Origin of the sequence: Corynebacterium amycolatum (assembly GCF_016889425.1) — a bacterium.
GTDB lineage: Bacteria > Actinomycetota > Actinomycetes > Mycobacteriales > Mycobacteriaceae > Corynebacterium > Corynebacterium amycolatum.
This window is the reverse complement of sequence record NZ_CP069513.1, coordinates 1,912,453-1,931,762: the sequence shown is the minus strand read 5'-3', so window position 1 is coordinate 1,931,762 and position 19,310 is coordinate 1,912,453. Positions and strand designations below refer to the sequence as shown.

The following is a 19,310-nucleotide window of genomic DNA, read 5'->3' as shown; positions in this document are numbered from 1 at the left end:
GAACTCCTATGCCTATAACTCATCGCGCAGCCGTGCTGGGAGATCCGATTGATCACTCGTACTCGCCGGCTATTCACAACGCCGGTTACTGCGCTGCGGGAATGAATGACTGGCACTATGACCGCATTCGGTGCAACGCCGAAGAGCTTGCCGACGTCGTTGGTGGCGCAGACCCCAGTTTCCAGGGGTTTTCCGTCACGATGCCCGGCAAGTTTGCCGCGCTGGACTTCGCCGATGAAGTCAGTGAGCGCGCACGGCTAATTGGTTCGGCGAACACCCTGGTCCGTCGCGATTCGGGCTGGTTCGCCGACAACACTGATGGTGACGGTGTATTGGGAGCACTGCGCGAGATTGACTGCACGAACGCACCACGTGGTCGCGCCGTTGTTGTTGGTGCCGGTGGCACGGCACGACCGGCACTTTGGGCGCTATCGCAGCTGGGTGTCAATCATGTGACTGTAATAGCGCGCTCCAAGCGCGCATATGACATTGAACCGCTAGCTGCCGCGCTGGGGATGGAATTTGTTTGGGTGACTTTTGACGCTCCAAACCTGGCAGATATTGCTGGCAATGCCGACGTGCTGGTCTCTACGGTGCCGTCAGCCGCAATTGAATCGGTTGCTGGCTACCTCGCTCGAGCACCGAAGATTCTCGATGTTATTTACAATCCCTGGCCAACCCCACTTGTGAAAGCAGCCGAACGCGGAGGGACACAGGCGGTCGGTGGACTGTCCATGTTGCTACATCAAGCGGTGGGACAGTTCGAGCAGTTCACTGGGCGCACTCCCGATGTCGAGGCGATGCGTGCAGCGCTGCCGATCTAACTCACACCCGTTACAATCCCAAAGTTATGGGGTGGGACATAACTGAGATAGGGCTGTCTCCGATTGGACAGCACAGGATTGACCCGGTCTACCTTGACCGGGTTTTCTATTACCTAGTCGTGTTGCTTGTTCTCGGCTGGGGCGGTACTGGCTGCTGGTTGGATGTGATCCGGCGAAGACTGCCGAACTGGTGGTTGATGCTAGGGGGAGTGGGCCTGATAGCGATCACTGGAATGGTGCTCCAGCATAAAGGCACCTTGGCTGACGATTTCGCCAGTGCAGTCGCAGCCATAGGAACAGGAATAGGCCTCTGGTTTGGCCTCTATGTAGCAGTCTTCATAATCAACCGACGCTCTATGGGGGCTGGAGATGTGAAGCTCGCAGCAATTCTCGGTGGCGGTGTCGGTGTGGTATCGGGCGAGCCGGTGGCGGCAGCGATCTGGATTGCAGTGGCAATTCTGTTGGCTGCGGGACTCACTCTCCTCATCGCAGTAGTCACGGCGGGAAAGCGGGGCTGGGGTGACCGTCGTAAAGCAAAAACCGCGCGTGTGCCGGCGAGCGTGCCTCATGGGCCTGCAATGCTTGCAGCAACTGCCATTGTGTGGGGGATAAGCGGAGGGCACCTACAAGTCCCCTGAAGCGGTAGACCAGGGGCGATAAAATGGGGCATATTTGAAACTTGTATGCCCCCAAATGCACAAGAAGTACGGCAAACGTGACATTATGATACCTATGCTTCGTTGGACTACCGCGGGTGAATCTCACGGCAAAGCGCTTATCGCTCTCGTAGAAGGTGCGCCAGCCGGACTTCCCCTGACTACAGATGACGTATCACGCCACCTCGCACGCCGCCGTCTCGGTTATGGTCGCGGCGCGCGAATGAAGTTTGAGGCTGATGAGGTCACGCTGCTGACTGGCATTCGACATGGTGAGACGCTGGGATCGCCGATTGGCATAATGGTCGGCAACTCCGAATGGCCCAAGTGGACTGAGGTCATGAGCCCGGATCCGGTTGAGCCAGCTGTTTTGGATACAGCTCGTGGCGCCACCTTAACCCGCCCGCGCCCGGGGCATGCCGATTTCAACGGCATGCTGAAGTACAATCACACCGATGCTCGAAACATCCTGGAGCGGTCATCGGCTCGTGAGACTGCAGCACGTGTGGCGGCATCAGTTGTGGCCCGCTCAATTCTGCGTGAGACTCTCGGTGTGGAAGTTGTCAGCCACGTTATTTCCATCGGTCGTTCCGAGCCCTACGAGGGGCCACTGCCGACCTTCGCCGATCAGGACAAGATTGACGAGTCGCCAGTGCGTGCATTCTCCGCAGCTGCGGAGGAGTCGATGATTGACGAAATCAAGGCCGCCAAGAAGCAGGGCGACACTCTCGGTGGCATCGTCGAGATCGTTGTCCACGGTCTGCCGGTGGGGCTGGGATCGCACATTTCCGGTGATGCCCGTCTGGATTCGCAGCTTGCAGGTGCCTTGATGGGAATTCAGTCCGTCAAGGGCGTGGAGATCGGCGACGGTTTTGAGGAAGCCCGTCGCCGTGGCACCGAGGCCCATGATGAAATGGTGCGTACCGACGACGGCGTGGATCGTGAAACTAACCGCGCCGGTGGCCTGGAGGGTGGCATGACTAATGCTCAACCTCTCGTTGTACGTGCTGCGATGAAGCCAATTTCGACCGTTCCGCGTGCGTTGAAGACCGTTGATATGGCCAGCGGCGATGCAGCTACCGCGATCCACCAGCGCTCTGATGTCTGCGCGGTCCCGGCCGGCGGTGTTGTCGCAGAGGCAATGGTCGCGCTAGTACTGGCGCGTGCAGTAATGGAGAAGTTCGGCGGCGATAGCCTGGAGGAAACCAAGCGTAACGTTGAGGGCTACTTGGAGCAGACTCGACGTCGCCTTGATTGGAAATAGCGCCACTGTCGCGCACACGAAGAAGGGTAAAACGAGGGGAATGTCCGTTCCTACTATTGTCCTTGTCGGACCGCCCGGATCGGGAAAGTCCACCATCGGTCGTCGACTGTCTCGTGCATTGAGCACGAGACTTACGGATACCGATGAGATGATTGAACAGCGCATGGGCAAGACTTGTGGGGAAGTCTTTTCCGAGCTGGGAGAGCCGGAATTCCGCCGCATCGAGGAACAAGTTGTGGCGGAGGCTCTGACCCACGACGGAATCGTCTCACTTGGCGGTGGTGCCGTGATTTCGCAGGCGACCCGTGACCTGCTGGCAGACCATAACGTCGTCTACCTCGAGATCAGCATTGCAGAGGGCGTCCGCCGTACCGCGGGTAACAATTCGCGCCCGGTACTCCAGGCGGCTGACCCAGAGGCTCATTACCGCGCACTCTATGAGGCTCGCCGAGCTTTCTACGAAGATGCAGCCACTTTCAAGGTGCGTTCCGACGAACGTTCCCCGCAGCGCGTTGTAGCCGAGATCCTCAGCTACCTCGATGAAACCTGCGACGAGGCTTAACCGGCGACTATTAAATGGCGGTAGCTAATCACTGCCGCATAACCAGCAACTCCATACATTTCTTACGCTAACGACTAGGGACTGACAATGAACTCAACCCGCAGAATCCGTGTTGAAGGCCCATCCCCGTACACGGTGACCATGGGGCATGGACTCACCGAGCAGATTGCGGAGGCCGTTACCTTTGCCTCCCAGGTTGCGGTGATTCACCAGGGGAGCGTTCAAGAGCTGAGCTTCGGCGTCATCAAGGCACTGGCGGACAAGGGAGTCGATGCCTTCAGCATCCAGATTCCTGATGCGGAGGAGGGCAAGACGCTCACAGTTGCTGAAACAGTTTGGGACACTTTTGGTGAACGCGGTCTGGGCCGGCGTGACGCGGTAATCGCGATTGGCGGCGGTGCAGCCACAGATTTCGGTGGATTCGTCGCCGCCGCGTGGATGCGTGGAGTGAAGGTTATCCAGGTCCCGACAACGCTGCTCGGCATGGTCGACGCAGCTGTCGGCGGTAAGACCGGTATCAACACTGCAGCCGGAAAGAACCTGGTCGGCGCCTTCCACGAGCCTGCCGCGGTGTTCTGTGACCTGGATGTCCTGCGCACCTTGCCGAAGGCTGAACTGATTGCGGGCACGGCAGAGATCATCAAGGCTGGATTTATCGCGGACACGAAGATTCTCGATCTTTACGAGGCAAACCCGCAGACCTGCCTCGATGTTGACGGTGACTTGCCAGAACTGGTCGAGCGCGCGATTGCTGTCAAAGCACGCGTTGTCGCTGAGGATTTGAAGGAATCTGGCCTCCGCGAGATCCTTAACTATGGCCACACTTTCGGTCATGCAGTTGAGCACTTTGAAAACTACCGTTGGCGCCATGGCCACGCCGTAGCTGTAGGCATGGTTTATGTCGCCGAGCTGGCCAAGATCACCGGACATATTAATCAGGAACTTGTAGACCGCCACCGTCGCATCCTAGAGTCCATTGGGCTGCCAACGACCTACCAGGCGGGTCGTTTTACCGAGCTCTACGATGCTATGACCAGGGATAAGAAGAACCGCGATGGTGCGATCCGATTCGTTATTCTGGAAAACCCCGGTGAAACAGCCCGTCTTGAAGGCCCGGGCATGGATGACCTCGAGCGTGCATACGAACTGCTCTGCAACAGTGGGCAGGCCGCATCTGAGGAGTCAACCCGCTAATGACCTCTCTTCGTGCAGCAACGGATGCCACGACGGCGATTCCGACCGTGCTTGTTTTGAACGGCCCGAACCTCGATCGTCTGGGCAAGCGTCAGCCAGAAATTTACGGTGCCACTACTTTGGCCGATGTCGAATCTGAACTTCGTACCCTAGCCAAGGAGCTTGGCGTCGTAGTGGATTGCCGCCAATCCAACTATGAAGGTCAGCTCATCGAGTGGGTTCACGAAGCTGCTGATTACGGTTGGCCAGTAATTATCAATCCAGGAGGGTTGACACACACCTCCGTCGCCCTACGTGACGCGCTCGCCGAGATTGCCGACGGCCCGGGCTTCCACGAGGTTCATATTTCAAACATTCACGCCCGGGAGGAGTTTCGGCATCACTCGTATCTTTCGGCGCTTGCCGCGGGCGTTATCGTCGGATGTGGAACTGATGGCTATTCCATGGCACTGAGAAGGGTGAGTACGACACTATGACAGATATCTCCACGAACTACGCCGCCCGCCGAGCCGCTCTTATCGACGCATTGTCCGACAACGACTGCGACGGTTTCCTCACAGTCAATCCGACGCATGTTGGTTGGCTTACGGGTTTCCACGGCTCGAATGCTGGTTTGATTGTTGCGGCCAGTGGGGAAGCGCTGCTTTCCACCGACGGCCGCTATACGGTTCAGGCTGGCAAGCAGGCACCGGACGTGGAGTTACTCACCGCCCGCAACACCGGCGTGGCACTCGTCGGTCAAGCCCGAAAGTTGGATATTTCGCGTCTTGGTGTTGAATCTGAGTTCCTCACCATGGCTGCTTACCAAGAGCTAGAGGATGCCCGTCCACAGGCACTCGAGCTGGTATCGACTACGGGCGTCGTCTCTAAACTGCGGGAAATCAAGTCCGATACGGAACTCGTCGCTCTGCGCCACGTCGCCGACATCGCGGTCCGCGCATTCGAGGACTTGCTTCACGACGGCATCGTGGTCGCCGGCCGCAAGGAGCGCGAAGTCGCCGCAGAGTTGGAGTACCGGATGCGCATGCATGGTGCCGATCGGCCCAGCTTCGACACGATTGTCGCAAGCGGCCCGAATTCCGCCAAGCCACATCACGGAGCGGAAGATCGCGTAATCGAGGCAGGTGACCTGGTCACTATTGACTTTGGTGCCTTTGCCGGGGGCTACAACTCCGATATGACACGTACCCTCTTTGCCGGTGAGACGGCAACGTCGTCAAGCGAAAACAATCCGAACAGTACGTCGTCGGATCTGGCCGGCGCGATCGTTGCCGGTGTGGAGTTCGCAGACGAGAAAGCCCGAGAGATTTACAACGTCGTACTGGAAGCACAGCTGGCCGGCGTAAAAGCGGCCGTGCCAGGGGCCGATGTTGTGGCTGTTGACGCAGCATGCCGGGACATTATTGAAAATGCTGGTTATGGGGAACACTTCGTCCATTCCACCGGCCACGGGATTGGTATCGAGGTGCATGAGGCTCCATTTGCCGCTCGCACCGGCAAGGGGAAGTTGGCAGCTGGCATGACGTTGACCATCGAGCCTGGTATTTATGTTCCGGGGTTCGGCGGTGTGCGCATCGAAGATACGTTGATTATCACTGACACCGAGCCGGAAATTATTACACAGCTGCCGAAACCGCGAGCCTAACATCACGGCGTTTTTATTTTTCTCTCGATGAGATACGGAGTATCGTGGTTTCGTCAGAGAGCTTTTTAACAATTTCAGGAGAGTTTAGTTGGCTACCACCGCAGATTTTAAAAACGGTCTAGTTATCAAGCACGACAACAAGCTTCAGCAGATCGTGGAGTTCCAGCACGTCAAGCCAGGTAAGGGTCCGGCATTCGTCCGCACCAAGCTGAAGGACGTTCTGACCGGCAAGGTTGTTGACAAGACTTTCAACGCTGGTGTCAAGATTGAGACTGCTACCGTCGACCGCCGCGACATGACGTACCTGTACCACGACGGTGAAGGATACGTCTTCATGGACGACAAGACCTACGACCAGATTTCCATCCTGGATGCTCAGATGCCGGAGGGTGCTAAGTTCCTGCTTCCGGAAACCACCTGCCAGGTGTCCTTCCATGAGGGCAACGTTCTTTTCGCTGAAATGCCTGTTTCGGTCGAACTGAAGGTTGAGCAGACCGACCCGGGTCTGCAGGGCGACCGCTCCACCGGTGGCACCAAGCCGGCAACTTTGGAGACTGGCGCTGAGATTCAGGTGCCGCTGTTCATCGAAACCGGCGACGTTCTGAAGGTCGACACCCGTGACGGTTCCTACCTGTCCCGCGTCAACCACTAATTCCCTCATCTAGTTCACCCTTTTGTTGAGAGCGATACATACACATCCATGACTGAAAAGGATCACAAGTCCGTTGACACCTCGGATGCGCAGGAGTCCGCGAACGTTCGCGAACCTAACTACAAGCGCCACGGCGCGCGCTACCGTGCGCGCCGTCGTGCAGTAGATCTGCTTTTTGAGGCCGAGCAGCGAGGCGTCGACGTCGTCAAGCTTCTTGAAGAGCGGCTGGAAATGGTCCGTAATCCCGATTTGGATGTGAATCCAATTGCGGAGTACACCGAGCAGATTGTGCGCGGTGTAGCTGCGGAGATCATCGGTATCGACTCTACGATTTCTTCGTACCTGACGGAGGAGTGGCCGCTGCGTCGCCTACCGGCAGTCGACCGCGCTATTTTGCGTCTTTCCACCTGGGAGCTGTTCTACAACTCCGACGTGCCTCCGCGTGTGGCCGTGGTGGAAGGCGTTGAGCTGGCATCGGAATACTCCACTGATGTGGCGGCACCGTACATCAACGCAGTACTCGATGCTGAAGCCAAGATTGCCGACCAGGCACGCCTGGCAGCTGCAGCTGTGAGCACTTCGGTGGGCGAGTCCCAGTTCGATGAAGCTATCCAGGCACAGGCTGCCGCAAATGAGGAAGCTGACAAGGCATTGGTCGACTCCGATGAGATGGCTAAGATTACCGGCCTGGACATGAGCGATATTGCCAAGCTGGTGGCTGAAGACGTGGCTAAGAGCGAGAACGGGTCCTAGCCAGTAAAAGCGGCCGGGATTACTGCGAGTCAATCGCAGTCGTTTCTCGCGGATTGTCTGAAACTCCAAGTCCCTTTTTTGGGGGCTTGGAGCTTTGTTGCATTTAGAGGCAATCTAAGCGTGGGTGCTATTCTGGTCAGCGGAAGTTTGCACCGCGACCGTAGTTGCGGGTCATGCAGACTGATAATCAAATATCCACAATCAAGACATCCTTTAACGGACCGCACTGAGAGGCGGGGAAGGAGGTCACGATGAGCGAAGGAACGCCGCAAACAACCGAGCTGCTCAATGCAGACGAAGTTGCACGTACCGTCGCGCGCATCGCGCACCAAATTATTGAAAAAACTGCGCTGGATAGCCCAAATGCTGGGCGCGTAGTTCTCCTCGGCATTCCATCTGGTGGCGTGCCGCTGGCGGAAAAGCTAGCCGATTTGATTGAACAGTTCTCCGGCATACGTCCGGAAACTGGATCGCTCGATATCACCCTATACAGGGATGACTTGCGCAAGGGCCCGCACCGCGCCCTGCAGCCCACGAATATTCCGAACTCCGGAATTGACGGAACCACCGTTGTTCTCGTAGACGATGTCCTTTTCTCAGGTCGCACGATTCGTGCCGCACTCGACGCTATTGCTGATATCGGTCGCCCGCGAGTAATCCAGCTTGCAGTGCTGGTCGATCGTGGTCATCGCCAACTACCAATTCGCGCCGATTACGTCGGTAAGAATCTGCCAACTTCCCGCGACGAAGACGTCGATGTGCTGGTCGAGGCGCTTGACGGCCGCGACGCGGTTATTCTCACCCGGGCGGAGGAACAGTGAAACATCTGATTAGCATTGCGGATTTGACCAAGGATGAAATTGTCGGCCTGATGGATGAGGCCGATCGTTTTAAGGAGGTCATCCGCGGTCGGGAAATTAAGAAGCTGCCGACCCTGCGCGGCCGCACTATTTACAACCTCTTTTACGAGAACTCCACGCGCACCCGCTCATCTTTTGAGACTGCGGGTAAGTGGATGAGCGCCGATGTTATTAATATCTCAGCTTCCTCTTCCTCTGTGAAGAAGGGCGAGAGCCTGAAAGACACCGCGCTGACTTTGGATGCTATCGGCGGCGATGCCATCGTCGTTAGGCACCCATCGTCGGGAGCGGCACAGCTGATCGCCAAGTGGACTGAGGAATTTGGCAACGGCCCATCGATCATCAACGCGGGTGACGGAAAGCACCAGCACCCGACGCAGGCTCTCCTGGACGCGGTGACGTTGCGTCAGCGTCTCGGTGGAATTGAGGGGCGCAAGGTCGTCATCGTTGGCGATATCCTGCATTCTCGCGTCGCCCGCTCTAACGCCGATCTCCTGAGCAAGCTCGGCGCCGAAGTCGTCTTCGTCGCCCCACCGACGTTGCTGCCATTTGGCATCGAGACCTGGCCGGTGCGTGTTGCCTACCGCATGGAAGACGAGATCCGAGATGCTGATGCCGTGATGATGCTCCGCGTTCAGCAGGAGCGCATGAACGGAGGTTTCTTCCCATCCCATCGCGAATACGCCACTCGCTACGGGCTGTCGAAGGCTCGTGAGAAGATGCTTCGCGACGACTGCATTGTGATGCACCCAGGTCCGATGCTTCGTGGCATGGAAATTAACGATGCCGTCGCTGATCTGCCGCGCACTGCCGTGCTGCAGCAGGTAGCCAACGGTGTCCACGTCCGCATGGCAGTTCTTTTCACACTGCTGACCTCAGGCGTTTCCGCCAACTTGGAAGGGCAGGCATAAATGTCGAATCGCAATGAATATGACGAAGCCTCGTACCCCGAGGTAGGACCATTGGCAGCACCTGCACGGGGACAACTACTGCTGAAGGGTGTGCGCCCCTACGGTGAAGGCGAAGATGTCGACGTCTTGATTGACGATGGCGTTATCGCTGAGATTGGCGAAAACCTCACGGTCGAGGACGGGGTAGAGGTCCTGGAGTTCGACTCCCTCGTTCTTCTGCCAGGTCTGGTCGACATCCATGTGCACCTGCGTGAGCCGGGCCGTGAAGATACGGAAACCCTGGCCACTGGTTCCGCTGCCGCAGCACGCGGTGGTTTCACCGCAGTGTTCACTATGGCCAATACCGCTCCGGTAACCGACGACCCTTCGATTGCTGAGTCGGTATGGCTCAAGGGCCAGGCGCTGAACCTCTGCGACATTCACCCGGTCGGCTCTATTACTAAGGGCCTGAAGGGCGAGACGCTGACCGAGTTCGGCATGATGGCAGACTCGCAGGCGAAGGTACGCATGTTCTCCGATGACGGTAAGTGCGTCGACAATCCGCTGATTATGCGCCGCGCGATTGAATACGCCCGCGGCGAAGACGTATTGCTGGCGCAGCACTGCGAAGATCCGCGTCTGACCGCAGATGCATCGGCTCACGAAGGTGCGACCGCCGCACGTCTGGGCCTGACCGGGTGGCCGCGCGTAGCCGAGGAGTCCATCGTGGCCCGAGATGCCATCATGGCTCGCGACTACGGCGGACGCATGCATATCTGCCACGCTTCCACCGAAGGCACTGTTGAGCTGGTCAAGTGGGCAAAGGAGCATGACATTCCGCTGACCGCCGAGGTTACCCCACATCACCTAATTCTCACCGATGAGAAGCTGGAGACCTACGACGGCGTCTACCGCGTCAACCCGCCGCTGCGTGAGCAGCGCGACACCCTGGCTCTGCGTCAGGCTCTGATTGACGGGATTATTGACTGTGTCGCTACCGACCATGCTCCGCACGGCTCTGAAGAAAAGTGCTGCGAGTTTGAGCACGCTAAGCCCGGCATGCTTGGTCTGGAGACCTCGATGCCAATCATCGCCGAAGAGTTTGTTTTGAAGGGCGATTGTGATTGGCGCTGGCTGGCCAAGGTTATGAGTGAGCGTCCTGCTCAAATTGTGAAGCTGCCGGGGCACGGCCGACCAATCGCTGTCGGTGAGCCTGCCAACCTGACCGTTGTTGACCCGGGCAAAAAGTGGACGGTCCGCGGCGAAGACCTGGCGTCGAAGTCCGAGAACACTCCTTATGAGGAAATGGAGATGGCCGTGTCCGTGGCAGCTACCGTGCTGCGCGGTAAGGTGACCGCTCTTAACGGAGAGGTCGCTGGATAATATTCATGTCAACGCATAAAAACTCACATGCGTCCCGTATGATTAATGTAAATTCCTCGCACGCTACCCAACTGAAAGGCAATAACGTGAGCAACGAGTCGCAGGCCGCGGCCGCTACAGCGGCAGTCCTGGTATTGGCAGATGGACGAGTGTTCCGCGGACGCGGTTTTGGCGCCACCGGTACGACCCTGGGTGAGGCAGTTTTTACCACCGCTATGACGGGCTACCAGGAAACCCTGACTGACCCGTCCTACCACCGCCAGCTGGTTGTGGCCACTGCACCACAGATCGGTAACACCGGTTGGAATGACGAGGACTACGAGTCCCGTGGAAACAAGATTTGGGCAGCGGGCTTTATTATCCGCGATCTATCGCGTATTCCCTCCAACTGGCGCTCCGAGCGCAGCTTGGAAGATGAGCTGAAGGCACAGGGCATCATCGGTATCCGCCAGATTGATACCCGCGCGCTGGTTCGCCATTTGCGCGACAATGGCTCGATTGTCGCTGGTATTTTCTCTGGTGAGGACGCACAGCAACCCGTCGATAAGCTGGTGGAAATCGTTCGCGCTCAGCCTGCGATGAAGGGCGCGGATCTGGCTCGCGAGGTCAGCACCGATCAGGCCTATGTTGTGGAAGCACAGGGGGAGAAGAAGGCACGTGTTGTGGCCTACGACCTGGGCATTAAGTCCAACACCCCGCGTGAGCTGGCTAAGCGTGGCCTGGAAGTCGTAGTGGTTCCGGCTAACACTCCGTACGAAGATATTAAGAAGGAATACCAGCCGGATGGCGTCTTCTTGTCCAACGGCCCGGGTGACCCGGCAACTGCTGATGAGATGGTTGCGGTCGCCAAGGCCGCACTCGATGACGGCATGCCGCTATTCGGTATCTGCTTCGGTAATCAGATTCTTGGTCGGGCACTCGGCCTGAACACCTACAAGCTGGTCTTCGGCCACCGCGGCGTCAATGTTCCGGTGAAGGACCACCGCACTGGCCGCATCTTTATCACCGCTCAGAACCACGGCTTCGCACTTGAAGGCAAGGCCGGCGAGAGTTTCGATACTCCGTGGGGCGAGGCAGAGGTTACGCACACTTGCCTTAACGACGACGTCGTTGAAGGTGTCGCACTGAAGAACGGCATGGCCTTTTCTGTGCAGTACCACCCAGAGTCCGCAGCCGGCCCGCACGATGCGCACTCTCTCTTCGATGACTTCCTGGAGCTGATTCAGAAGGTCGATTTCAACAAGTCCGCAACCGGAAACTCGAACAAGTAGGAAAGGGCTAAGGGACCTAACACCATGCCACGTCGTACAGACATCAACCACGTACTGGTTATCGGCTCCGGCCCGATTGTTATCGGTCAGGCCTGCGAGTTCGATTACTCCGGCACCCAGGCTTGCCGCGTGCTGCGCGAAGAGGGCCTGCGAGTCACGCTGGTTAACTCTAACCCGGCAACGATTATGACTGACCCGGAGTTCGCAGACTCCACCTACATCGAGCCGATTGAAACCAAGTACATCGAAAAGATCCTGGCCAAGGAAGCTGCAGAGGGCAACCCGATTGACGCTGTCCTGGCAACTCTCGGTGGCCAGACTGCACTGAACGCAGCTATTCAGCTGGACCGCGAGGGCATTCTGGAAAAGTATAATGTCGAGCTGATTGGCGCTGATATTCCGGCCATTCAGCGCGGTGAGGATCGCCAGATGTTCAAGGACATCGTCGCCAAGATTGGTGGCGAGTCCGCTCGTTCCCGCGTCTGCCACAACATGGAAGAAGTCCATGAGACTGTTGCAGAGCTCGGTCTTCCGGTCGTTGTTCGCCCCTCGTTCACCATGGGTGGTCTGGGCTCCGGTCTGGCTTTCAACCAGGAAGACCTCGACCGTATTGCAGGTGGCGGCCTAGCCGCATCGCCCGAGGCCAATGTTCTGATTGAGGAGTCCATCCTCGGTTGGAAGGAATTTGAGCTCGAGCTCATGCGCGATGGCGACGACAACGTTGTCGTGGTCTGCTCCATTGAAAACGTTGATGCCCTCGGTGTCCACACTGGTGACTCGGTAACTGTCGCTCCGTCGATGACTCTGACCGACCGCGAGTTCCAGACCATGCGTGACCAGGGCATCGCAATCCTGCGTGAGGTCGGCGTTGACACCGGTGGCTGTAACATCCAGTTCGCCATCAATCCAAATGACGGCCGCATCATCACCATTGAGATGAACCCGCGCGTCTCCCGCTCCTCGGCGCTTGCTTCCAAGGCAACTGGTTTCCCGATTGCAAAGATTGCTGCCAAGCTGGCTATCGGCTACACCCTCGATGAGATCACCAACGACATCACCGGTGAAACCCCAGCTGCGTTTGAGCCGGTGCAGGACTACGTGATTGTCAAGGCTCCACGCTTTGCTTTCGAGAAGTTCCCTGGTGCTGACGACACGCTGACCACCACCATGAAGTCCGTCGGTGAGGCCATGGCTATCGGCCGCAACTACATCGGCGCGCTCGGTAAGGTCATGCGCTCGCTGGAGAACAAGCCAGCTGGTTTCTGGACCGTTCCGGATGAGGACTTCGCAGGTGAGCGCGCAAACGATGTCAACGCTGTCCTTGAGGACCTGAAGCGTCCGACTGAAGGCCGCATCTACGACGTTGAGCTGGCTCAGCGTTTGGGTGCTTCCATTGAGCAGATCCACGAAGCTTCTGGCCTCGATCCGTGGTTTATTGCCGAGATGGAAAACCTGCAGGATATCCGCAAGGAGCTTATCGACGCTCCGGTGGTGACCTCCGATCTACTTCGCGAAGCTAAGTACTGGGGTCTCTCCGACGCCCAGATTGCTGCTCTGCGTCCGGAGTTGGCCGGGGAAGACGGCGTGCGTGAGCTGCGCTGGCGCCTGAATATCCACCCGGTTTTCAAGACAGTCGATACCTGCTCCGCCGAGTTCGAAGCACAGACTCCGTACCACTACTCGGCATACGAACTGGACCCGGCTGCTGAGTCCGAGGTCGTTCCGCAGACCGAGAAGGAAAAGGTGATCATCCTCGGTTCCGGTCCGAACCGCATCGGCCAGGGCATTGAGTTCGACTACTCCTGTGTTCACGCAGCCCTCGAGCTCTCCCGCGTTGGCTACGAGACCGTCATGGTCAACTGCAACCCGGAAACCGTCTCCACCGACTACGACACCGCAGACCGTCTCTACTTTGAGCCGTTGACCTTCGAGGATGTCCTTGAGGTCTACCACGCTGAGAGCCAGTCTGGAAAGGTCGCAGGCGTCATTGTTCAGCTCGGTGGCCAGACTCCGCTGGGCCTGGCTGAGCGTCTGCAGACCGCAGGTGTTCCGATTGTCGGCACTAGCCCGGAGGCAATCGACCTGGCTGAGGACCGTGGTGAGTTCGGCAAGGTCCTGGCTGAGGCCAACCTGCCGGCGCCGGAGTTCGGTACCGCCACCTCCTTCGCAGAAGCTCGCCAGGTTGCCGCTGGCATCGGTTACCCGGTGCTGGTCCGTCCGTCCTACGTCCTCGGCGGCCGTGGCATGGAAATCGTCTACGATGAGGCCACCCTGGAGGACTACATCAACCGCGCTACCGAGCTGTCCAATGAGCACCCGGTACTGGTTGATCGCTTCCTGGACAGCGCCATCGAAATCGATGTTGATGCACTGTGTGATGGGGAAGAGGTCTACCTCGGCGGCGTCATGGAACACATCGAGGAAGCCGGTATTCACTCCGGTGACTCCGCGTGTGCGCTGCCTCCGATGACTCTGTCCGGAAGCATCATCGACAAGGTGCGTGAATCCACCAAGGCACTGGCACACGGCATCGGTGTGAAGGGCCTGATGAACGTTCAGTACGCACTCAAGGACGAGACCCTCTACGTCATCGAAGCCAACCCGCGTGCATCTCGTACCGTACCGTTTGTCTCCAAGGCAACCTCGGTTCCGCTGGCTAAGGCCGCATCCCGCGTCATGATGGGTACTACAATCGCGGAACTGCGCGAAGAGGGCATGATTCCATCCAACTTCGACGGCGGTTCTCTGCCCGCTGACGCTCCGATTGCGGTTAAGGAAGCCGTCCTGCCGTTCAACCGCTTCCGCGACTTTGAGGGCCGCGCTCTCGACAGCCTGCTGAGCCCGGAGATGAAGTCCACCGGTGAAGTCATGGGTCTGGCCGACAACTTTGGTGCTGCTTTCGCCAAGGGAGAGCTGGCCGGTTTCGGTGAGTTGCCGACCGAGGGCACGATCTTCGTCTCGCTGGCCAACCGCGATAAGCGCACTCTGGTATTCCCGATTCTCACGCTGGCGGATATGGGCTTCCGCATCCTGGCAACGGAGGGTACTGCCGGCATGCTGCGCCGCAACGGTGTCGAGTGTGAGGTCGTCGCAAAGCGTACGACTGATTCCGAAGCGCCGTCTGACGAGCGCGACATTGTCGACATGATCCGCGACGGTGAGGTTGACATCATTATCAACACCCCATCCGGTTCCGCTGGCGCACGTTCTGACGGATACGAGATTCGCGCCGCTGCGGTGAGCCAGGGCGTAACTTGTGTGACTACCGCTCAGGGTGCTGTCGCCGCACTGCAAGGCATCCTGGCACTGCGCAACGGTGAGATGAGCGTTAAGGCTCTGCAGGAGCTCCACCCGGCAGAGTTGGCTGCTCAGGAGCAGGTCTAACATGACCGCGAAGGCTGAAGGATCCGCAGTGCGGACAATTAAGAGTTTCGGCGATCGCCTCAGCGAGGTTGTCGCCGAGCGCGGCCGGCTCTGTGTGGGAATCGACCCGCACCCTAGGTTGCTTGATGCCTGGCAGTTACCGCGATCGGCAGAAGGTCTAGAGCGCTTTGCCACCACATGCGTCGAAGCGTTTGGTGACATCGTTGCCGTCGTCAAGCCCCAGGTGGCGTTCTTCGAAGCCTACGGTTCCAAGGGCTTTGCCGTCCTGGAGCGGACGTTGGCGGACCTGAAGGACGCAGGTGCGCTGTCGATTGCAGATGCCAAGCGTGGCGATATCGGTTCGACTATGGCTGCATACGCCGAAGCCTGGCTGTCGGATAGCTCGCCGCTAGACGCCGACGCACTGACGGTATCTCCGTACCTTGGGTTCGGTGCTCTTGATCCGGCGGTTTCGTTGGCGTTGGAGAACGGACGGGGCTTGTTTGTGCTGGCCGCGACGTCCAATCCGGAAGGTGCGTCAGTGCAGAAGGCGATGGTTTCGGGTGAGACTCTGGCTCAGACCATGGTCAACCAGGCAGCCGCTATTAATGCTCGCCAAATTGACGGTGGTGCAAAGGCGGGCAGCATCGGCGTTGTTGTTGGCGCAACGCTTGACGACGCCCCGGTGCTCAGTGACCTGCGCGGTCCCATTCTCATGCCCGGTGTGGGAGCTCAGGGTGGAACCCCGGCAGATGTAGATCGTCTGGCAGGGGAATCCAAGGGGCTTGCACTGCCGAATATTTCGCGTGCGATTCTCTCCGCTGGACCTGATCCTGCTGCGCTGCGGCGCGCAACGATTGAAGCTGCAGCTCCGTTCCTTTCCGAGAGTTAGCAGCAGTTCGCCGAATTGTCAGAAGCCCGCGGGGACACCTCATAGAACAGGTGCCCCTGCGGGCTCTTCCGTACCTAGCTGCCGGGATTTTCCTAATGACCCTCGGATGGCGGTGGCGTAGGTATAGGCAAGTTACTGTGACAATTCCTAGGAGATTTCGTACAAAAACCGTGGTCAATTTCCATTCTCCTGGGCAAACGGTGCTACAATCGCCGGAGTTGGTTGACCACGACCGAAAGGTGGGGCGGATAAAGCCCCGGTGTCATTTTTATCGACACCCCGTCAGCATTTGCCTCAACAACCGGTGAGTGCGGTACGGTCTCCAATCGTTAAGCACGGTGTCGTTGCCTGCCTTTGGTGGACGCGAGGCTCGTGCTAGTAAATAAGAAGCTAACCAATCTATTTTTACGGAGGAACACGTGGCCCTTCCGCAGTTGACCCCGGAGCAGCGTGCAGCAGCACTCGAGAAGGCAGCTCAGGCCCGCAAGGTACGCGCAGAGCTCAAGGACAAGCTGAAGCGTGGCGCTATCGACCTGCCAGAGGTTCTCAAGCAGGCTGACGAGAACGAGATCATCGGCAAGATGAAGGTCTCCGCTCTGCTCGAGGCTCTGCCGAAGGTCGGCAAGGTCAAGGCGCAGGACATCATGAATGACCTGGAGATTGCTCAGACCCGCCGTCTGCGTGGCCTGGGTGACCGTCAGCGTCGCGCTCTGCTGGAGCGCTTCGGCTACGCAGTGGAGGACTAGTCGCAGTGGCCGGGAATGAAAACGGTCAGTTGGTAGTCCTCGCCGGCCCTGCCGGTGTAGGAAAATCCACTGTTGTCAGTCGGCTTCGTGCCGAGGTTCCCGGACTGTACTTCAGCGTTTCCATGACCACCCGCGCCGCACGGCCGGGGGAGGTCGATGGCCGCGACTATTTCTTCGTGACCCCAGAGAAGTTCCAACAGCATATTGATGCAGGAGAGATGCTCGAGTGGGCTGAAATCCACGGTGGTCTGCAGCGTTCTGGTACGCCGCGCGGCCCGGTGGATAAAGCTCTCGCCGAGGGGCGTCCAGTACTCGTTGAGGTGGATCTGGCGGGAGCCCGCTCCATCCGTAAGGTAGCGCCCAATGCTCACCTGCTGTTCTTGGCTCCGCCAAGCTGGGAGATTCTCGTCAGCAGGCTCACTGGTCGTGGCACGGAAACCGAGGCGCAAGTCAAGCGTCGCCTGGAAACCGCACGAGTGGAAATGGATGCTCAGCACGAATTCGATGAGGTCGTTGTCAACGACAACGTCGATGATGCTGTCGCGGCCATCGCTCGGGCGCTGACTACTGGTAAGTAACAGGGCGACTCCACATCATAGATAGTAGAAATCGCTTTCGAGCAATGGTGTTTCTATTGCTATGACGATTTTTATTGTCACCCCAGTAACTCACGTTCTATTGAGGAAAGATTTCTCGTGACCCAGGAAAATACCGCCACCGAGGCAGTGTTCGACCCGCCAATTGGTATTACCAACCCGCCGATCGATGAGCTGCTTGGTAAGGCTTCTTCGAAGTACGCTCTGGCTATCTTCGCTGCCAAGCGTGCACGCCAGATTAATGACTACTACCAGCAGATTGACGAAGGCATGCTGGAGTACGTTGGCCCGCTGGTTACTCCGGGGGTCGCTGAGAAGCCTCTGTCCATCGCTCTTCGTGAAATCAACGCTGGTCTGCTGGACCACACTGAGGGCTAGAGCATTTCCTTAAGGGGAGATATCTGTATGCATGCCGCCGGTAATGCTGACGTATCCGAATGTTTAAAGGTTGTCGTCGGGGTTGCCGGCGGCATCGCTGCATATAAGGCCGCACACGTTGTTCGAGGCTTCAAGGAACTTGGTCACGATGTTCGTGTCGTTCCCACTGAGTCCGCATTGAACTTTGTAGGTGCAGCTACTTTCGAGGCGCTGTCGGGGAACCCGGTGTCGACTACAGTTTTTGACGCAGTCGATGAGGTTCAGCATGTCCGCGTGGGGCAGGAGGCCGACCTCGTCGTCGTGGTTCCCGCGACTGCCGACTTTATGGCGCGCGCCGCGCACGGGCGTGCCGACGACCTGCTCACCGCAACCTTGCTTGTGGCGACTTGCCCAGTGGTGTTGGCCCCTGCGATGCACACCGAAATGTGGAACCATCCAGCTACGCGGGATAATGTCGCGACTCTTCGTCGCCATGGCACTATTGTCCTCGATCCGGCCCATGGCCGTTTGACTGGTAAGGACACCGGTCCAGGTCGCCTGCCGGAGCCAGAGCAGATTGTTTCACTAGCATTGGCAGCGGTCGAGAATCCACGCCACTTCCGCCGCGACTTCGAGGGCGTACGCTTCATGATTACTGCCGGTGGCACCCGTGAGGCTATCGACCCGGTACGTTTTATCGGCAACCACTCCTCAGGTCGTCAGGGCTTCGCGCTAGCCGAGATGGCAGCACAGCGTGGCGCTCAGGTCACCGTGGTGGCAGGACATACGGATCAGTTGCCGACACCGCTGGGCGCGAATGTTGTAAGGGTTGATTCCACTTTGGAGATGGCCGAGGCCGCGCACGCACACTCCAAGCTGGCCGATGTCTGCATTTTTGCCGCCGCCGTCGCCGACTTCCGTCCGGCATCGACCGCTGGGGCCAAGATGAAGAAGGGCGTCGCAGACGACGCGTTGAGCAACATTCAGCTCGTAGAAAACCCAGATATTTTGGCTACCACTGTGGAGCGTCGTAAAGCGGGCGAGATTCCGGCGACCACGACGATGGTGGGCTTTGCGGCTGAGACCGGTGACGAGACGACGACGCCGCTCGAGCTTGCGAAGCAGAAGATTGTTCGCAAGGGCTGCGATTTGCTCATGTGTAACGACGTCTCGGGTGGGCAAACTTTCGGTGCGACTGACAATGTCGGATGGTTGCTGTCTCTCGATGGCGAGCAGTGGGACGTGCCGCGGGGCTCAAAATTCTCGGTGGCCGGTTCGATTTTGGATGCAGTTTCCGAGCTGCGACAGGAACCTCAGCCAGCGGAGTAGCCGGTGCCTACTACGGCGACTGAACCGCTTGGTCTATAATTATCGAATCAAACGAAAACCCACGCCGCAGCGA

At 58.2% G+C, this 19,310-nt stretch carries 19 protein-coding genes; all 19 read left to right on the top strand.

Annotated elements, in window-relative coordinates; genetic code table 11:
- Positions 1-8: 8 nt before the first annotated feature.
- Positions 9-824, top strand: coding sequence for a shikimate dehydrogenase (locus I6J19_RS08440; RefSeq protein WP_038628896.1), 816 nt, complete (start codon positions 9-11; stop codon positions 822-824).
- A 26-nt stretch (positions 825-850) separates the two neighbouring features.
- A complete protein-coding gene (locus I6J19_RS08435) occupies positions 851-1,462 on the top strand; it encodes a prepilin peptidase (RefSeq protein WP_052155608.1) in 612 nt (203 codons plus the stop codon).
- Positions 1,463-1,556: 94 nt separating this feature from the next.
- Positions 1,557-2,744 carry a chorismate synthase gene (aroC, locus tag I6J19_RS08430; RefSeq protein WP_070560335.1) on the top strand — a complete coding sequence of 396 codons (1,188 nt, stop codon included), beginning with the start codon at positions 1,557-1,559 and terminating at the stop codon, positions 2,742-2,744.
- Between the two features lie 40 nt (positions 2,745-2,784).
- Positions 2,785-3,306: a shikimate kinase gene (locus tag I6J19_RS08425; protein WP_038628898.1), complete on the top strand. Its 522-nt coding sequence runs from the start codon at positions 2,785-2,787 to the stop codon at positions 3,304-3,306.
- 87 nt (positions 3,307-3,393) lie between these two features.
- Positions 3,394-4,500, top strand: a complete 1,107-nt coding sequence (gene aroB / locus I6J19_RS08420; protein ID WP_038628901.1) for a 3-dehydroquinate synthase — start codon at positions 3,394-3,396, stop codon at positions 4,498-4,500.
- Complete coding sequence (gene aroQ, locus I6J19_RS08415; protein ID WP_049180997.1) at positions 4,500-4,976, top strand: type II 3-dehydroquinate dehydratase; 477 nt, start codon at positions 4,500-4,502, stop codon at positions 4,974-4,976. The genes aroB and aroQ overlap by 1 nt, the downstream gene beginning before the upstream one ends.
- Positions 4,973-6,145 carry a M24 family metallopeptidase gene (locus I6J19_RS08410; RefSeq protein WP_038628903.1) on the top strand — a complete coding sequence of 391 codons (1,173 nt, stop codon included), beginning with the start codon at positions 4,973-4,975 and terminating at the stop codon, positions 6,143-6,145. Before aroQ ends, I6J19_RS08410 begins: the two co-directional genes overlap by 4 nt.
- An 88-nt stretch (positions 6,146-6,233) precedes the next feature.
- Positions 6,234-6,797 (top strand): elongation factor P, encoded by a 564-nt coding sequence (gene efp, locus I6J19_RS08405; protein ID WP_016422706.1) that lies wholly within the window; start codon positions 6,234-6,236, stop codon positions 6,795-6,797.
- 48 nt (positions 6,798-6,845) lie between these two features.
- Positions 6,846-7,550, top strand: a complete 705-nt coding sequence (gene nusB / locus I6J19_RS08400; protein ID WP_038628905.1) for a transcription antitermination factor NusB — start codon at positions 6,846-6,848, stop codon at positions 7,548-7,550.
- A 251-nt stretch (positions 7,551-7,801) separates the two neighbouring features.
- Positions 7,802-8,371 carry a bifunctional pyr operon transcriptional regulator/uracil phosphoribosyltransferase PyrR gene (pyrR, locus tag I6J19_RS08395; RefSeq protein ID WP_038628907.1) on the top strand — a complete coding sequence of 190 codons (570 nt, stop codon included), beginning with the start codon at positions 7,802-7,804 and terminating at the stop codon, positions 8,369-8,371.
- Positions 8,368-9,321 carry an aspartate carbamoyltransferase catalytic subunit gene (locus tag I6J19_RS08390; protein ID WP_016422709.1) on the top strand — a complete coding sequence of 318 codons (954 nt, stop codon included), beginning with the start codon at positions 8,368-8,370 and terminating at the stop codon, positions 9,319-9,321. The genes pyrR and I6J19_RS08390 overlap by 4 nt, the downstream gene beginning before the upstream one ends.
- Positions 9,322-10,683, top strand: a complete 1,362-nt coding sequence (locus tag I6J19_RS08385) for a dihydroorotase (protein ID WP_038628909.1) — start codon at positions 9,322-9,324, stop codon at positions 10,681-10,683.
- 38 nt (positions 10,684-10,721) lie between these two features.
- The gene (gene carA, locus I6J19_RS08380) at positions 10,722-11,954 is read left to right on the top strand and encodes a glutamine-hydrolyzing carbamoyl-phosphate synthase small subunit (protein WP_371199671.1); all 1,233 of its coding nucleotides are present in this window, start codon (positions 10,722-10,724) and stop codon (positions 11,952-11,954) included.
- Positions 11,955-11,978: 24 nt separating this feature from the next.
- The gene (gene carB, locus I6J19_RS08375; protein ID WP_038628913.1) at positions 11,979-15,338 is read left to right on the top strand and encodes a carbamoyl-phosphate synthase large subunit; all 3,360 of its coding nucleotides are present in this window, start codon (positions 11,979-11,981) and stop codon (positions 15,336-15,338) included.
- Between the two features lies 1 nt (position 15,339).
- Positions 15,340-16,209, top strand: a complete 870-nt coding sequence (pyrF, locus tag I6J19_RS08370; protein ID WP_187402583.1) for an orotidine-5'-phosphate decarboxylase — start codon at positions 15,340-15,342, stop codon at positions 16,207-16,209.
- A 419-nt stretch (positions 16,210-16,628) separates the two neighbouring features.
- Positions 16,629-16,955: an integration host factor, actinobacterial type gene (gene mihF, locus I6J19_RS08365; protein ID WP_016422714.1), complete on the top strand. Its 327-nt coding sequence runs from the start codon at positions 16,629-16,631 to the stop codon at positions 16,953-16,955.
- A gap of 5 nt (positions 16,956-16,960) precedes the next feature.
- The gene (gmk, locus tag I6J19_RS08360) at positions 16,961-17,533 is read left to right on the top strand and encodes a guanylate kinase (RefSeq protein WP_016422715.1); all 573 of its coding nucleotides are present in this window, start codon (positions 16,961-16,963) and stop codon (positions 17,531-17,533) included.
- 117 nt (positions 17,534-17,650) lie between these two features.
- Complete coding sequence (rpoZ, locus tag I6J19_RS08355) at positions 17,651-17,929, top strand: DNA-directed RNA polymerase subunit omega (protein ID WP_005510796.1); 279 nt, start codon at positions 17,651-17,653, stop codon at positions 17,927-17,929.
- 27 nt (positions 17,930-17,956) lie between these two features.
- On the top strand, positions 17,957-19,237 hold the full coding sequence (gene coaBC / locus I6J19_RS08350) for a bifunctional phosphopantothenoylcysteine decarboxylase/phosphopantothenate--cysteine ligase CoaBC (RefSeq protein ID WP_038628920.1): 1,281 nt from the start codon (positions 17,957-17,959) through the stop codon (positions 19,235-19,237).
- Positions 19,238-19,310: the final 73 nt, after the last annotated feature.

What these genes read in the sequence shown, in the direction of transcription:
- I6J19_RS08440 (WP_038628896.1), top strand. Translation starts at nt 9, where the DNA reads ATGCCTATAACTCATCGCGCAGCCGTGCTGGGAGATCCGATTGATCAC.
- I6J19_RS08435 (WP_052155608.1), top strand. Translation starts at nt 851, where the DNA reads ATGGGGTGGGACATAACTGAGATAGGGCTGTCTCCGATTGGACAGCAC.
- aroC (WP_070560335.1), top strand. Translation starts at nt 1,557, where the DNA reads ATGCTTCGTTGGACTACCGCGGGTGAATCTCACGGCAAAGCGCTTATC.
- I6J19_RS08425 (WP_038628898.1), top strand. Translation starts at nt 2,785, where the DNA reads ATGTCCGTTCCTACTATTGTCCTTGTCGGACCGCCCGGATCGGGAAAG.
- aroB (WP_038628901.1), top strand. Translation starts at nt 3,394, where the DNA reads ATGAACTCAACCCGCAGAATCCGTGTTGAAGGCCCATCCCCGTACACG.
- aroQ (WP_049180997.1), top strand. Translation starts at nt 4,500, where the DNA reads ATGACCTCTCTTCGTGCAGCAACGGATGCCACGACGGCGATTCCGACC.
- I6J19_RS08410 (WP_038628903.1), top strand. Translation starts at nt 4,973, where the DNA reads ATGACAGATATCTCCACGAACTACGCCGCCCGCCGAGCCGCTCTTATC.
- nusB (WP_038628905.1), top strand. Translation starts at nt 6,846, where the DNA reads ATGACTGAAAAGGATCACAAGTCCGTTGACACCTCGGATGCGCAGGAG.
- pyrR (WP_038628907.1), top strand. Translation starts at nt 7,802, where the DNA reads ATGAGCGAAGGAACGCCGCAAACAACCGAGCTGCTCAATGCAGACGAA.
- I6J19_RS08385 (WP_038628909.1), top strand. Translation starts at nt 9,322, where the DNA reads ATGTCGAATCGCAATGAATATGACGAAGCCTCGTACCCCGAGGTAGGA.
- carA (WP_371199671.1), top strand. Translation starts at nt 10,722, where the DNA reads ATGATTAATGTAAATTCCTCGCACGCTACCCAACTGAAAGGCAATAAC.
- carB (WP_038628913.1), top strand. Translation starts at nt 11,979, where the DNA reads ATGCCACGTCGTACAGACATCAACCACGTACTGGTTATCGGCTCCGGC.
- pyrF (WP_187402583.1), top strand. Translation starts at nt 15,340, where the DNA reads ATGACCGCGAAGGCTGAAGGATCCGCAGTGCGGACAATTAAGAGTTTC.
- coaBC (WP_038628920.1), top strand. Translation starts at nt 17,957, where the DNA reads ATGCATGCCGCCGGTAATGCTGACGTATCCGAATGTTTAAAGGTTGTC.